Source organism: Ureibacillus sp. FSL E2-3493 (assembly GCF_038077515.1).
Classification (GTDB): domain Bacteria; phylum Bacillota; class Bacilli; order Bacillales_A; family Planococcaceae; genus Ureibacillus; species Ureibacillus halotolerans.
Map to the genome: position 1 here is coordinate 3,308,771 of NZ_JBBOPK010000001.1, position 12,841 is coordinate 3,321,611.

Below are 12,841 nucleotides of genomic sequence, written 5' to 3' on the forward strand. Positions count from 1 at the left end.
TTTCCACAAAAAAACCAGTAGCAAGTAGCTACCGGTTCCTTTTCTTTTTAACTATAAAACTATACCTGTACTTATTCACCTAAATCGGCATTATGGTAGACACGTTGTACGTCGTCTAAGTCTTCTAATGCATCAATCATTTTTTCAAACTTCGCTTTATCTTCTCCTGTTAACGTCACTTCTGTTTGTGGAAGCATTGTTAACTCAGCAACTGTAAACTCACTAATACCCGCTGCTTTTAAAGCCTCTTGTGCTACATGGAATTGATCTGGCTCTGCATAAACGATAACTGTACCCTCTTCTTCGAATACGTCACGAGCATCTACGTCTGCTTCTAATAATATTTCTAATACTTCATCTGCTGTTTTATCTTCAATACCGAATACTGCTGTTGAATCGAACATGTAAGTAACAGAACCTGTTACACCCATATTTCCTCCATTTTTACCGAAAGCAGCACGTACATCTGAAGCAGTACGGTTAACGTTGTTTGTTAAAGCATCTACGATAACCATCGTTCCGCCAACCCCAAATCCTTCATAGCGTAACTCGTCATAATCTTCTCCGCCGGCACCTTTTGCTTTATCAATTGCTTTATCGATAATATGTTTTGGCACATTATATGTTTTGGCACGTTCTAATACAAATTTTAAAGCTGAGTTAGATTCCGGATCTGGTTCACCTTTTTTAGCTGCTACATAAATTTCCGTACCAAATTTTGCATAAATACGACTTGTATTTTTATCTTTTTCGGCTTTCTTGTCTTTAATGTTATTCCATTTACGACCCATTGGATTCACTCTCTTTCCATTTTAATAACTATATTTTAAGGCATATATGATAAACCTTTAAATGATATGAGACTGTAATATTATACACCATTCGATTGACAAAGAGAAAGGTATCATATTCCAACCTACTTCTCTTTTAAAATCTTATTTAGTAGTGCTTCGCATCCATCCACTACCAGTTCATAAGTTTCTTGAAAATCCCCTGTATAGTAAGGATCTGGTACATCCTTTTTGTGATCTGTTAAATCTAAAAATCTAAAGATTTTCGGATGGTCAGGCTGGCCTAACATTTGTCGAATATTACTCACATTACTATTGTCCATTCCTATAATGTAATCGAATGTTTCAAAATCTTCTTTATCGAGTTGTCTTCCCTTCATACCGCTAGTTGATATACCAAACTCTTTCAGTTTAGCTTTAGTTCCTTTATGGGGAGGCTCTCCGATATGCCAAGAACTTGTTGCTGCCGAATCTACTTTAATTTGATCGCTTAATCCTTTCTTCTCCACTAAGTGACGCATAACCGCCTCAGCCATTGGTGAACGACAAATATTCCCTAAACAAACAAAAAGAACCCGTTTCATTTTTATTCCTCCTTATAAAAAGCACTTTCCTATGATGGAAAGTGCATGTACATTATTTTTTAATTTTAGAGTTTAATTGTTCTGTTAAACGTTCCAGCTCTTTTTCTAGAAATTGAGTTGATTCGTCCCTTGCCTCTTTACCACTTCCAACTGTAAATGGTTCCCCATAAATAAGATAACCTTTTTGACGTTTAAATACTTCGCCAACGTTTCTTGGTCCAACATAGGCAGCTGGAACAATTTGAGCTTTTGATAATTGGGCAATTGTAATCGCCCCTTGTTTTAACTCCGTATTTTCCGTTGATCGTGTTCCACTAGGGAAGATCCCGACCACTTTTCCTTCTTTTATTAGTTGACGTGGAATTTTAATAACACTTGGACCCGGGTTTTCGCGATCTACAGGGAAAGCATTCAAATTGGCAATAATTGAGCCAAACTTCCCTTCAAACAATTGTTTCTTAGCCATAAAGTGAATGTGCCGAGGGTATAATGACACTCCTAAGTTTAAAATATCTACATAACCATTATGAGTACAGGCGATAATATATCCGCCTTCCTTTGGTAAATTTTCTTTACCATATACCTTTGCCTTTGAGCCATTAAGCATTAAAAATACATTTACAAGTTTAGCTCCAATATCATATAACACTTCTACATTCCTACCTTTTTTATTATATCTATAGTTTATTTTGTTATTTCTCCAACTAATATTTCAAGGTCAATTGTAATTTCATTTAAAGAAATATCCTTTTCTAAGTGCCAACCAAGGGGCGTCATTTCTAGAAGTTTTGGAACGAGCTGTTCTTCTAGTGGCATTGTATATGTAATACGCTCCTGTTGGACATTAGCAAAATGTTCTTTAAATCTCTCTACCGTTTGCTCATTCGTATAATATTCTTTTTCTGAATTCGCAAAGGCTTGTCTACGAATTTCCTTTAAATAGTCTGATTGGGGCACTACTTTTATCAATTTCCCCTTATCTTTTAACAAACGGCTAAATTCACCGTAATTCGCAGGGGATAAAATATTTAATATACAATCAAAGGATTGTTCTTTAAACGGACTATTAGCTAAATCCCCTACACACCAAATTTTTTGTTCATAAAACTTTGCTGCAGACTGGATGCCTTCCTTTGAAATATCAATTCCGACAGCTATAACTTGTTGTTCCAATTCATTTATTATTTTATTTAAGTGAGAACCTTCACCACAGCCGGTATCTAATATCGTCTCACTCTGGTTCCCTACATATTTCGCAATGGCCTTTTGTACTGGCTCATATAAACCACTATTCATAACTTCCTGACGAGATTCAAATAAACTTTTACTATACATGGATGTGAAAGGTTTAATCATGAAATTTACATAGCCTTGTTTTGCAATGTCAAAGGAATGATGATTACGGCATAACACATGGCCATCGTCACTTACATGCATCTCCTTTTGGCAAATCGGACAAGAAAAAAGTGTTTCATGTTCTTTCATATATAAAATGCTTGCAGCTCTTTTTGATACTTTCCCCACATTCATGCTCCTTTTTAAGTTGCTGTAAGTATCATATCATCTATTCCTATAGAATGAAAAACTAAACAATTTCCTTTGGCGCTTGTTTTTTTATGAGAATAACAAATAAACTAGCTAATAAACAAAAAGCTCCTGCCAAGGCGAACGCCCACATGTAAGAACCAAACACTTTATATACGACACCACCTGAGTAAGCCGCTACCCCTGCTCCCACTTGGTGTGCCGCAGTAATCCATCCATACATCATTGCACTTTTCTCAATCCCAAACTTTTGCCGGGTTAGACCTATCGTTGGTGGTACTGTAGCAATCCAATCTAAACCATAAAAAATGGAAAAAATGACAAGCCATGTATAAGAACCTTGTGCAAGGGCAAAGGGTAAAAAGACTAGAGAAAACCCTCGAAGCAAATAGTACCAAAATAATAACCAGCGATTATCAAAACGATCGGATAACCAACCGGAGATAGTCGTTCCAATTAAATCAAATACTCCCATAAATGATAACATTGCCGCAGCTGTCACTAAAGGAATACCAAAACTAACACAATAGGAAATAAAATGAGTTCCAATAATACCGCTTGTAGATAAACCACATATAAAGAAACTTCCTGCAAGCAACCAAAATTCCTTCATCTTTAACCCTTCAATCAATGAAAATATCGCCATCTTAAAAGGATTTCGATTTGTTGATAAACGGGCAGGTTCTAACTGTTTTTCTTGACCATAAGGGACGATTCCTATTTCCTCTGGCCAACTCTTCATAAAAATCGCAATTACAACAAGCATCACGATACTTAAAAAGAAAATAAGTGCAATGGCAGAGCGCCACGAATAATTGTCTACAAATGCGGCTAAGACCGGTAATAAAATTAATTGCCCTGTAGCCGTAGCAGCTGTTAAGATACCGACAGCAAGTCCCCTTCTTTTCACGAACCATCGATTCGCTACTTGTGTACTTAGGACTGTTAAAAATAATCCAGAGCCGACTCCTAACATGATGCCCCAAATGAGTATTAATTGCCATTTGCTTTGCATAACAAACGTTAAACCTAATCCTACTGCTAATAGAGCCATCGAATAAAGCATCATCCGCTTCAAACCAAAAACATCTACAAAGGCTGCCATAAAAGGTCCTGAAAAACCATATAAAAACAAGCATATAGCAAAGGCAAAAGAGATCGTTGGCCTATCCCAACCAAACTCCATTTCAAATGGATCGATAAATATCCCCGAAGATGAACGAATTATCCCCGCTACAATAATTGCAATAAATGTAACCGTTAGAATAATCCAACTATAATGGATTTTTCTCATTTCTCCACCCTTAAAAATAGTTTTCTTCCATTGTACACGAAGTCATATATAATATTGATAGAAAATTCTAAATTATCTTTTTCGGGTAGTTCATTATTATTTTAAACCTGTCCGATGAAAGCACAAAAAGACAAGAATACGTATTTATTACAAATTATGATAACAATAGAGGTGAGCATTATGGGGTGGCTAGAGTCCATTCAAAAAGCAATACATTATATAGAAATGAATTTATTAGACAATGAACTGACAATCGAATCAATTGCTCGAGCTGCTAATTCTTCTGTATTTCATTTTCAGCGTACATTTTCAATATTAACAGATATTACTGTTAGCGATTATATACGTAGACGGCGTTTAACACTAGCAGCACAAGAACTGATCAATACAGATCAGAAAATCATCGACATCGCTTTTAAATATGGATATGAAACACCTGAGTCCTTCACAAAAGCTTTTCGAAAGCAACATCGTATTTCTCCATCAGAAGCACGTAAGAAAAAGGGAACGCTACAATCCTATAATCGCCTCGTTATTAAAATTCAATTGGAGGGAGCAGTACCTATGAACTACCGTATTATTGAAAAAGAAGCATTTCAAATTGTTGGTGTAAAACGAACGTATAATTATGAAAACGGGGAGAACACCCAAAACATACCTCAGTTTTGGAATGATGTACACAAGGATGGAACGAATGATCGGTTGTTTGAATTAAATAACGGAGAAGTAAAAGGAATTCTTGGAGTCTGTAGTATAGAGAAATATAAACAAGATGAAAAATTAATGGATTATTGGATTGCAACTGCCTATAATGGCGAAGTACCAGAAGGATTCGAAACTTACGAAGTGCCTTCATCTAAATGGGCTATTTTTGAAGTTCATGGACCAATGCCCCATGCAATGCAAGATACTTGGAAGAAAATTTATTCTGAATGGTTCCCTTCCAACCCATACGAACAAGCAGGAACTACTGAGTTAGAAGTATATTCAGATGATGATCCAAACGATCCAAATTGTTACTCAGAAATTTGGATTCCAATAAAATAATCATGACTAGACGCTCGTTTCCTTTTAACGGGCGTCTTTATGCTTTTACTTATCAAGAAATAGTAAACTTTCCCGTTATTTCCTTTTGTGTATAATCATATTAGAGTCTAACTTTTATAAAAATCGGAGGCCTTACTATGGAAAAAAATTTGGCTATTACAATTGATGCCTTTGCTATAGAAGGGAATTTAATCTCCCCAAAGATTGAAATGCAACTGGAGAAAGAGTCCATCTTCGGGATTTACTCAGATGTCGCAAAAATTAACTATTTAACAAAACAACTTGCTTCTTATTCAAAAATACATATCGAGCTAAGAGAAAATGGGATGTATCATCGCTTAACTGTTAATGAATACATTAATTTTGTGAAAGGTCTTTACCATTCATCAGTAGAGAATACCAGTTTATTACAATTGCTAGATTTCATTGATCGAAGAAATGTAAGATTAGAAAAATTAACATATAGTGAAAAACAAAGGTTGCGATTAATCCCTTGTTACATAAACGAAAAGCCAATTCAGGTAATTGAAGAACCTTTTCAAAACTTAGATGAACATTCTAAAAGGACTGTCTTGAACTGCCTTCTGTCACTAAAAGAAAAACAAAAAACTGTCATATTGTTATCAAATAATATGGAAGATGTTTTTTTAGCGAGTGATTTCGTATTCCGATTAGATTCTAAAGGCTTACATAAGTTAGACGTAAAAGAGGAAGAACCATTAATGATTGAAAAATCGGAGACGGGCCCAATTCACTTTGAAAAAATACCAACGAAGCGAAATGAAAAAATCATTTTATTTAATCCTCCTGAAATTGATTATATTGAAAGTGTTGAAGGAGAAGTTTCGGTTTATGTTGGCGGAGAAGGTTATCCTTGTTCTATGACTTTGAATGAATTAGAACAGAAATTAACACCTTTCGGCTTTTTCCGTTGCCATCGTTCCTATATTGTAAACTTGCAAAAGGTTAGAGAAATCATTACCTGGACACGTAATAGTTACAGTTTATCTCTTCATACTTCCGAAGAAAACATTGTCCCATTGTCTAAAAATAAATTAGTCGAATTAAAACGTATTATAGGGATTTGACCAATTTCCTGGGAAATTTTCATCGCCCATTTATAGAAATTTTGACACCTTTTATCAAAAAATAACTCCTTTCACCGGAAATATACTGCAATATTCGTTGTTTCTATTTATTGTTAGGTTAATTCAACCTAATAGGAGGAACGAGAATGACGTACGTAATTGATGTTCAACATTTACAAAAACATTTTCACCAAGAAGCTGCATTACGCGATGTATCGTTTAGTATTAAAAAAGGAGAAATATTCGGATTTTTAGGACCTAGCGGATCAGGTAAAACTACTACTATCAAAATTTTAACCGCCCAATTAACAAAAACAAAAGGGCAAGCAATTGTATTTGGAAAAGATGCTAAAGAAATGCAAAAAAGTTCCAATAGAGCACGTTTTGGTATTTTAACAGATAATAGTGGACTATATTTAAGGTTATCAGTGGAGGAAAATTTACAACTTTATAGTAAGTTGTATAACTTACCAATTAGTTCCGTGAAAGAGTCATTAGAATTTGTCAATTTATACGATGAGAGAAAGAAAAAGGTAAGCCAATTATCGAAAGGTATGATTCAACGGGTTACGTTAGCTCGTTCGATTATGCATAAACCTGAATTGTTATTTTTAGATGAACCTACTTCTGCCCTTGATCCCGTAAATACACAACATATTTATAACGGATTGAGGAAACTTAACGAAATGGGTACGACGATTTTTCTAACAACCCATGATATGAGTGAAGCAGAAACTTTATGTGATCGAATTGCTTTTTTACACAAAGGGAAAATCCGAGCGATTGGTTCACCCCAGCAATTAAAAAAACAGTTTGGTAATGACACGATTACCGTAGAGTTAGTAGATGGTAGTGTCCATTGTATTGAAAATTGTAAGGATGAAGCAAAAAAAGTATACGATTGGATGAGAAGTGGATTGATCTCTCGTATTTATACGAACGAACCGACTTTTGGGGACATATTCTTACAAGTGACTGGGAGTGATTTAATATGAATTTTTCTCGTATTCAAGCAATTTTCATTAAAGATTATAAAGAGTTTTCACGGAATTATGCCGTTTCAATAATGGTTCTTTTACCTCTAATTATGGCTTTTATTTACAACAAAACAGGTGTAAATAATTTACAGGCATACTTTTTGCCCATTAATTTAACCTTTTCTTCCGTTACTGCCTTTGTACAATGTTGTTTAATCGCAGAAGAAAAAGAACGAAATACTCTTCGTAGTTTAATGTTATCACCGGCTACATTGTTGGATATATTATTAGGAAAAAGTTTACTCGTATTGTCCATTTCAGCTCTTACGGTCTTACTTTCGATTTTTCTAGTCGGATATAACCTGGAAATTGGCTTATTTTAGGAATTGCGTTATTCCTTTCGATTGTTTTTTATACTGGCTTAGGAACACTAGGTGCACTTTTTACAAAAACAATTTTAGAAGCTTCCGTTGTGATTTTACCAATTATATTATTGTTTTCCTTCGGTCCTTTTGTAACGGTATTAGCTGAAAAAATTCCTGCATTACAGGTGGCAGAATGGTTACCGAGTACTCAAATCATATTATTAGCAGCGTCAATAGAAGGAAGTTATACGTCTTTTGATGTTCTAATTCCCATTATGACGATACTTATTTGGGCAATCATCACATGGTTATTTACCTTCTTCCTTTATAAAAGGCGAATGGTTGATTAAACGAATACAAAAACCATCTTTAACTGTTATCAAATCACGTTTTATAAAAGAATAAAAAAATACATGAATCTAATAATGTATTATTTCCTAATATATTGGCACAATACTTGAAAAGGATAATTCACTTTAATTCCATATAACCTTCAACTATATATCGGGATGTTTGTTTTATATCATAATGACTACTCCATAAAATGCGGATTCGATTGATACTATGAGAAGCAACAACAGTCTTTTGTAAGAAGGTCATTCATAAAAAAGAACTTACTGTAAATAATAACGGTAATGTCTTAACATTCCTAATAAAGACGGAGGTTTTAACTGTGGACATTATAGAGGGAAATGCTATTCCTGCATATCTTGAATCTAATCAGCTCATCATTGAACTAGAAAGTGTCGATATATACAATAATATTATCTTTCCTGTTCAAGCGAAAGAATATGATATCAACCCACAAGTAGAGGTACCCTATGATTTAACGGAAGAAAAAAATACTCAAAAAAGTGTAGATGAGGGACATTCTCCTTGGCGCTTAGATCCTATAGCTACGACACAAGTTTTTGTTAGTTTAAAAATATCCCCTGAAGGTATAGAGGGAGATTATCCGATTCCAAAAGAAAGTCTTAAGCTTTTACACAGCACAATGGATTCAGCCATTGTTGAAGTCAACGATACACAAACATTAATTAAATACGTTTATTTAAAAAGACTAGTTCGACAAGATCCTACTGGTATATGGACTGTAGTTGGTTATGATCACATTAATAAATAAGTTCAGGTGATGAATTTAAACTAATTCATCACCTTTTTTTGATGTTTCTCGTATAAATTTTAAAAACATTTCGGTCGTTTTTGATTGAAAAGGTGTTTTTAAATAAATCATATAAAAATCCCGTTCGTAAAAAAATTTTTCTTCATCCACGATAAATAACTTTTTATTTGCCACTTCTTGCTGTACAGTCCATTTCGATAATAACGTTACTCCTACCCCTTCTTCTACTGCGCCTTTTATTAATTGGGTGCTACCAAATTCCAACACTTTGTTCGGTTCCAAATGATGTTTCTCAAAAAAACGTTCTGTTGCAGAACGGGTACCTGAACCATTTTCCCGTGCTATCCAAGTTGTTTCATGGCCAATCTCTGTATTCGGTTCATTTGAGACAACAACCATTCTATCCGTTGTAAGTTTTTCACATACAATACGAGATGGTTCAATGATCCCCTCTATAATTCCAATATCAATTTTTTTATTTATCATTTCCTGGGCGATTTCCGATGTATTTTTTATTTGGACACTCGGTTTTACTAACGGATACCGTTTTATAAATTCCGCTAATTTAGAAGGAAGAATATATTCTCCGTAGGAATAACTAGCTCCTATCATGAGTGGACCTTTAACTACATTCATTAATTCGTTTAAAGATTGAGTCATATTATCGGATAGTTTCTTCATTTCCAAACAATACTGAAAGGCTACTAGCCCTGCTGCGGTTAAATGTAACGACTTAGACGACCGATCAAACAAAATAACCCCTAAATCCTTTTCTAAACTCTTAATAAATTGACTGACAGCCGGTTGGGTCATATATAAAGATTCTGCAGCCTTTGAAAAACTGCCAAGCTCAACAATTTTTAAAAATACCGTTATTTTTTGATTCATAAATTCCCCTATCATAAGCAATCACTTATATATTTCATCAATATAATTAATTTTTGTTTATACTCCATCCATATTACCATTGTAGTTGAAAGTGAGGCATTATTGTATGACCAAATATACAACGACTGGATTTTATTTAGGCATTTTATTGATGGTTTTTATTACTTTTTTAGCTTATAGCATAAGTTTAATCCCCATTTTTTCTTTTATAGGGCCAGTGGCAATTGCCCTTTTACTAGCTATTATTTATCGTAATGTATTTCAATATCCCGAAACCCTTCGAAGCGGTATTCAATTCTCTTCCAAAATGATTTTACGTTTAGCGATTATTTTATATGGAGTACGACTAAATATTCAAATGATTGTCGATGAAGGATTTCCTCTACTTTTCCGCGCAACGATTGTCATTATTTTTGCTCTCTTTATGACTTTTACTATCGGTAAAGCCTTTGGAGTCGATCATAAACTTTTACTTTTACTAGGATCTGGCACTGGGATATGTGGAGCTGCTGCAATCGGCGCAGTATCTTCCATCCTTGATTCGGATGAAGAGGATACAGCACTAGCTATTGGAATGATTGCTTGTGTAGGAACGATATTTGCTTTGTTTGCACCTGTTATAGCAACGTTAACCAATATGCCCCCTGATATATATGGCCAGTGGGTCGGATTTAGTCTCCATGAAATTGCCCATGCACTACTTGCTGGTTCATCCTACGGAGATGAATCGTTAACACCAGCAATTTTAAGTAAGTTAAGTCGTGTGTTACTTCTTTTTCCTATAACGTTGATTATTGTCTTCATTGTTTCAATGAAAAGGAAAAACGCTAAAAAGAAAGCATCCTTCCCATACTTTCTATTCGGTTTCATTCTTGTTTCTATTATCAGTACCATCGGGTTACAAAAAGGTTGGATGACAATATCCTTTCAAGAAAACATTGCCGCTATTGCTTCCTTTCTTTTAACGGTGGCAATGGCCGCCTTAGGGATGTCCGTTGATTTAAGAAAAATAAAGAAAAATGCATTAAAACCATTTCTCACCCTGCTCTTTACTTCCATTTTATTAACTTTATTCACATGGTGGATTGTATAAAAAAATGTACTTTCCGAAATCGGAAAGTACATTTTTTATCTCATTATTGTTAGTTGATTAATTATTCTTTAGGCTGTAAATCTTCGATTGAATCAATATGCATATATTTAGGTACAACCATACCAATCTTTGCACCTGTTAAGTTTTCACCTAGATCCACGATATCTTCCTTATATTGTTCATAAAAAGAAGCATGAGTTGCCGGTAACCAAGGAGCAACCGATACATCGCCTTCCCCCGTCGCAATCGCTTGGAACATAATAACCGGGTCGACAGGTGTTAATGTTACCTTATACCCTTGCTGTTCCAATACTGTTTTTAACACGTTACCCGAGGCACGTTCAGTATCCCATGGTGTTGATACTAATTCAATCTCTTTACCGTCTACTTTCTCTGTTCCTTCCGTCCATTCAGCAACCTGATCTTGATTTTTTTCAACCCAATTTTTTGCTGCTTCTTCAAATGAAATATCTTGAGCAGCAAACATGACTTCTTCCATATCTTTTGGTTCCCAATAAAATCGATCGACTATTTTATAAGCATCTGGCATCTCCTTTTTGAAACCTTTTCTTACAATTGTATTGATATTTTCAATTCCGCCAAATGTACCTTTTGGATCTTCTAAATATTTCAAATCATAATTAGCAAACATCCAATGGGGAGTCCAACCTGTTACAATAATTGGTTCTTCATTTTTTATGGCTTTATCCAATGAGGATAACATACCTGCAGTGGAGCTTTCTAAAAGTTCCCACCCATCCAAGTTTTCATATTCCTCTAAAGTGTTTCGAGCAAGCTCTGTCGTTCCGGCTCCAGGTTCTATTCCTGTAATTTTATAGTTTAACTGTTCGCCTAGATTCGAACTACTTCCTTGTACCTCTCCATTATTTTTTGTGTCTGTCGCTGAATCACTGCCACAGCCAGTCAATAGCAGAGTAACAAATATACCAAGGGTTATATTCAATAAGTTTAATTTCTTCAATTTTTCTAACTCCTTATAATTTAAGGAGTTATCTAATGTTTAGATAACTCCTTTTATTTTTTTGCAATGACAGTCATTTTCTTATCATACGCAATGAATATAGATTTTTTATCGGAAACTAATCATGTATCTTTGTATAAGTTACTCTATTACTCTATTACTCTACGCCTTTTGTCCATTCAGCTACTGTGTCTGCGTTTTCTTCAACCCAGTTTGCAGCAGCTTCTTTTGGATCAACCCCTGAATTAATTTCAAGCATTACGGATTCAATATCTTCTGTTGTCCAATGGAAAGCATCCAATACTTGATAAGCTTCAGGCATATCTTCTTCTAACCCTTGACGGGCAAATGTGTTAATTGTTTCTTCGCCACCAAATACACCTTTAGGGTCTTCTAAATATTTCAAATCATATGATGAAAATTTCCAGTGTGGAGACCAGCCTGTAACAATTACGTCTTCTTCATTCTCTATTGCTTGACCTAAAGCTACAGTCATTGCACCAGAAGAAGATGGCAGTAGCTCCCAATCTGCTAAGTTTTCATACTCTTCTAACGCTTGTTCCGTTGCGGCCATAACCCCTGCACCTGGTTCAATACCAGTAATCGTTTTGTTTGCTTCATCTGTTAAATCTTCGATCGAATCAACATCCATATAAGAAGGAACGACTAAGCCAATTTTAGCACCGGATAAATTTTCGCCTAATTCTACTAAACTATCTTTATATTGTTCATATTGTGCGCCATGGGTATTCGGTAACCATCCTGCTACCATCGCATCGGCTTCCCCGTTTGCAACAGCTTCCCACATAATCGCATTATCAAGTGGAGTTAGTGATACATCATAACCTAAGTCTTCTAACACTTTTCCTACTACATGGGTTGAAGCAATTTCTGTATCCCACTCAACATAGGCCAAATTAATTTCTTTTGATTCGTTTTTTGTAGCCGCATTCTCTGAATCCTTTGCTCCTTCATCGGAACCGCTACAAGCAGCGAGCAATGCACCCATACCTAATGCTAAACCCATTATTTTCAATTTTTTTAAGTTCATCCAATCTCCCTCT

General features: G+C 35.0%; 15 protein-coding genes. 7 read left to right on the forward strand and 8 right to left on the reverse strand.

Annotated elements, in window-relative coordinates:
* Positions 1-71: 71 nt before the first annotated feature.
* The 5 genes from MHH69_RS16985 to MHH69_RS17005 form a co-directional block, all read right to left on the reverse strand.
* Entirely contained in the window at positions 72-791 is a 720-nt protein-coding gene (locus MHH69_RS16985; RefSeq protein WP_122972122.1) for a YebC/PmpR family DNA-binding transcriptional regulator, read from the reverse strand.
* 125 nt (positions 792-916) lie between these two features.
* Positions 917-1,375, reverse strand: coding sequence for a low molecular weight protein-tyrosine-phosphatase (locus MHH69_RS16990; protein ID WP_122972123.1), 459 nt, complete (start codon positions 1,373-1,375; stop codon positions 917-919).
* Between the two features lie 52 nt (positions 1,376-1,427).
* Entirely contained in the window at positions 1,428-1,982 is a 555-nt protein-coding gene (locus tag MHH69_RS16995) for a lysophospholipid acyltransferase family protein (protein WP_122972149.1), read from the reverse strand.
* A 77-nt stretch (positions 1,983-2,059) separates the two neighbouring features.
* Positions 2,060-2,899 (reverse strand): putative RNA methyltransferase, encoded by an 840-nt coding sequence (locus tag MHH69_RS17000; RefSeq protein WP_122972124.1) that lies wholly within the window; start codon positions 2,897-2,899, stop codon positions 2,060-2,062.
* Positions 2,900-2,960: 61 nt separating this feature from the next.
* Positions 2,961-4,214, reverse strand: a complete 1,254-nt coding sequence (locus tag MHH69_RS17005; RefSeq protein ID WP_341362799.1) for an MFS transporter — start codon at positions 4,212-4,214, stop codon at positions 2,961-2,963.
* 180 nt (positions 4,215-4,394) lie between these two features.
* On the opposite strand from MHH69_RS17005, the gene MHH69_RS17010 reads away from it, so the two are divergent.
* The 6 genes from MHH69_RS17010 to MHH69_RS17035 all read left to right on the forward strand — a co-directional run bounded on the left by MHH69_RS17010 (position 4,395) and on the right by MHH69_RS17035 (position 8,814).
* Positions 4,395-5,261: an AraC family transcriptional regulator gene (locus MHH69_RS17010; RefSeq protein ID WP_341362800.1), complete on the forward strand. Its 867-nt coding sequence runs from the start codon at positions 4,395-4,397 to the stop codon at positions 5,259-5,261.
* A 137-nt stretch (positions 5,262-5,398) separates the two neighbouring features.
* Positions 5,399-6,349 carry a LytTR family transcriptional regulator DNA-binding domain-containing protein gene (locus MHH69_RS17015; RefSeq protein ID WP_341362801.1) on the forward strand — a complete coding sequence of 317 codons (951 nt, stop codon included), beginning with the start codon at positions 5,399-5,401 and terminating at the stop codon, positions 6,347-6,349.
* Positions 6,350-6,495: 146 nt separating this feature from the next.
* Complete coding sequence (locus tag MHH69_RS17020) at positions 6,496-7,344, forward strand: ABC transporter ATP-binding protein (protein WP_122972128.1); 849 nt, start codon at positions 6,496-6,498, stop codon at positions 7,342-7,344.
* Complete coding sequence (locus MHH69_RS17025) at positions 7,341-7,709, forward strand: hypothetical protein (RefSeq protein WP_341362802.1); 369 nt, start codon at positions 7,341-7,343, stop codon at positions 7,707-7,709. The genes MHH69_RS17020 and MHH69_RS17025 overlap by 4 nt, the downstream gene beginning before the upstream one ends.
* An 89-nt stretch (positions 7,710-7,798) precedes the next feature.
* Positions 7,799-8,041 (forward strand): hypothetical protein, encoded by a 243-nt coding sequence (locus MHH69_RS17030; RefSeq protein ID WP_341362803.1) that lies wholly within the window; start codon positions 7,799-7,801, stop codon positions 8,039-8,041.
* Between the two features lie 323 nt (positions 8,042-8,364).
* Positions 8,365-8,814, forward strand: a complete 450-nt coding sequence (locus MHH69_RS17035; RefSeq protein WP_122972130.1) for a hypothetical protein — start codon at positions 8,365-8,367, stop codon at positions 8,812-8,814.
* Positions 8,815-8,829: 15 nt separating this feature from the next.
* Here the strand turns inward: MHH69_RS17035 and MHH69_RS17040 are convergent, their stop codons facing one another.
* On the reverse strand, positions 8,830-9,702 hold the full coding sequence (locus MHH69_RS17040; RefSeq protein ID WP_341362804.1) for a LysR family transcriptional regulator: 873 nt from the start codon (positions 9,700-9,702) through the stop codon (positions 8,830-8,832).
* A gap of 106 nt (positions 9,703-9,808) precedes the next feature.
* Here MHH69_RS17040 and MHH69_RS17045 point away from each other — a divergent pair, with 106 nt between their 5' ends.
* A complete protein-coding gene (locus tag MHH69_RS17045; protein ID WP_341362805.1) occupies positions 9,809-10,795 on the forward strand; it encodes a YeiH family protein in 987 nt (328 codons plus the stop codon).
* 61 nt (positions 10,796-10,856) lie between these two features.
* Here MHH69_RS17045 and MHH69_RS17050 read toward each other — a convergent pair whose 3' ends face one another.
* Both MHH69_RS17050 and MHH69_RS17055 read right to left on the reverse strand, forming a co-directional pair.
* The gene (locus MHH69_RS17050) at positions 10,857-11,777 is read right to left on the reverse strand and encodes a glycine betaine ABC transporter substrate-binding protein (RefSeq protein ID WP_341362806.1); all 921 of its coding nucleotides are present in this window, start codon (positions 11,775-11,777) and stop codon (positions 10,857-10,859) included.
* 157 nt (positions 11,778-11,934) lie between these two features.
* Positions 11,935-12,828: a glycine betaine ABC transporter substrate-binding protein gene (locus tag MHH69_RS17055; RefSeq protein ID WP_122972134.1), complete on the reverse strand. Its 894-nt coding sequence runs from the start codon at positions 12,826-12,828 to the stop codon at positions 11,935-11,937.
* Between the last annotated feature and the right edge of the window lie 13 nt (positions 12,829-12,841).

Coding starts and splice junctions, on each gene's coding strand:
- MHH69_RS16985 (WP_122972122.1), bottom strand. CDS start 791: ATGGGTCGTAAATGGAATAACATTAAAGACAAGAAAGCCGAAAAAGAT.
- MHH69_RS16990 (WP_122972123.1), bottom strand. CDS start 1,375: ATGAAACGGGTTCTTTTTGTTTGTTTAGGGAATATTTGTCGTTCACCA.
- MHH69_RS16995 (WP_122972149.1), bottom strand. CDS start 1,982: ATGCTTAATGGCTCAAAGGCAAAGGTATATGGTAAAGAAAATTTACCA.
- MHH69_RS17005 (WP_341362799.1), bottom strand. CDS start 4,214: ATGAGAAAAATCCATTATAGTTGGATTATTCTAACGGTTACATTTATT.
- MHH69_RS17010 (WP_341362800.1), top strand. CDS start 4,395: ATGGGGTGGCTAGAGTCCATTCAAAAAGCAATACATTATATAGAAATG.
- MHH69_RS17015 (WP_341362801.1), top strand. CDS start 5,399: ATGGAAAAAAATTTGGCTATTACAATTGATGCCTTTGCTATAGAAGGG.
- MHH69_RS17020 (WP_122972128.1), top strand. CDS start 6,496: ATGACGTACGTAATTGATGTTCAACATTTACAAAAACATTTTCACCAA.
- MHH69_RS17025 (WP_341362802.1), top strand. CDS start 7,341: ATGAATTTTTCTCGTATTCAAGCAATTTTCATTAAAGATTATAAAGAG.
- MHH69_RS17040 (WP_341362804.1), bottom strand. CDS start 9,702: ATGAATCAAAAAATAACGGTATTTTTAAAAATTGTTGAGCTTGGCAGT.
- MHH69_RS17045 (WP_341362805.1), top strand. CDS start 9,809: ATGACCAAATATACAACGACTGGATTTTATTTAGGCATTTTATTGATG.
- MHH69_RS17055 (WP_122972134.1), bottom strand. CDS start 12,828: ATGAACTTAAAAAAATTGAAAATAATGGGTTTAGCATTAGGTATGGGT.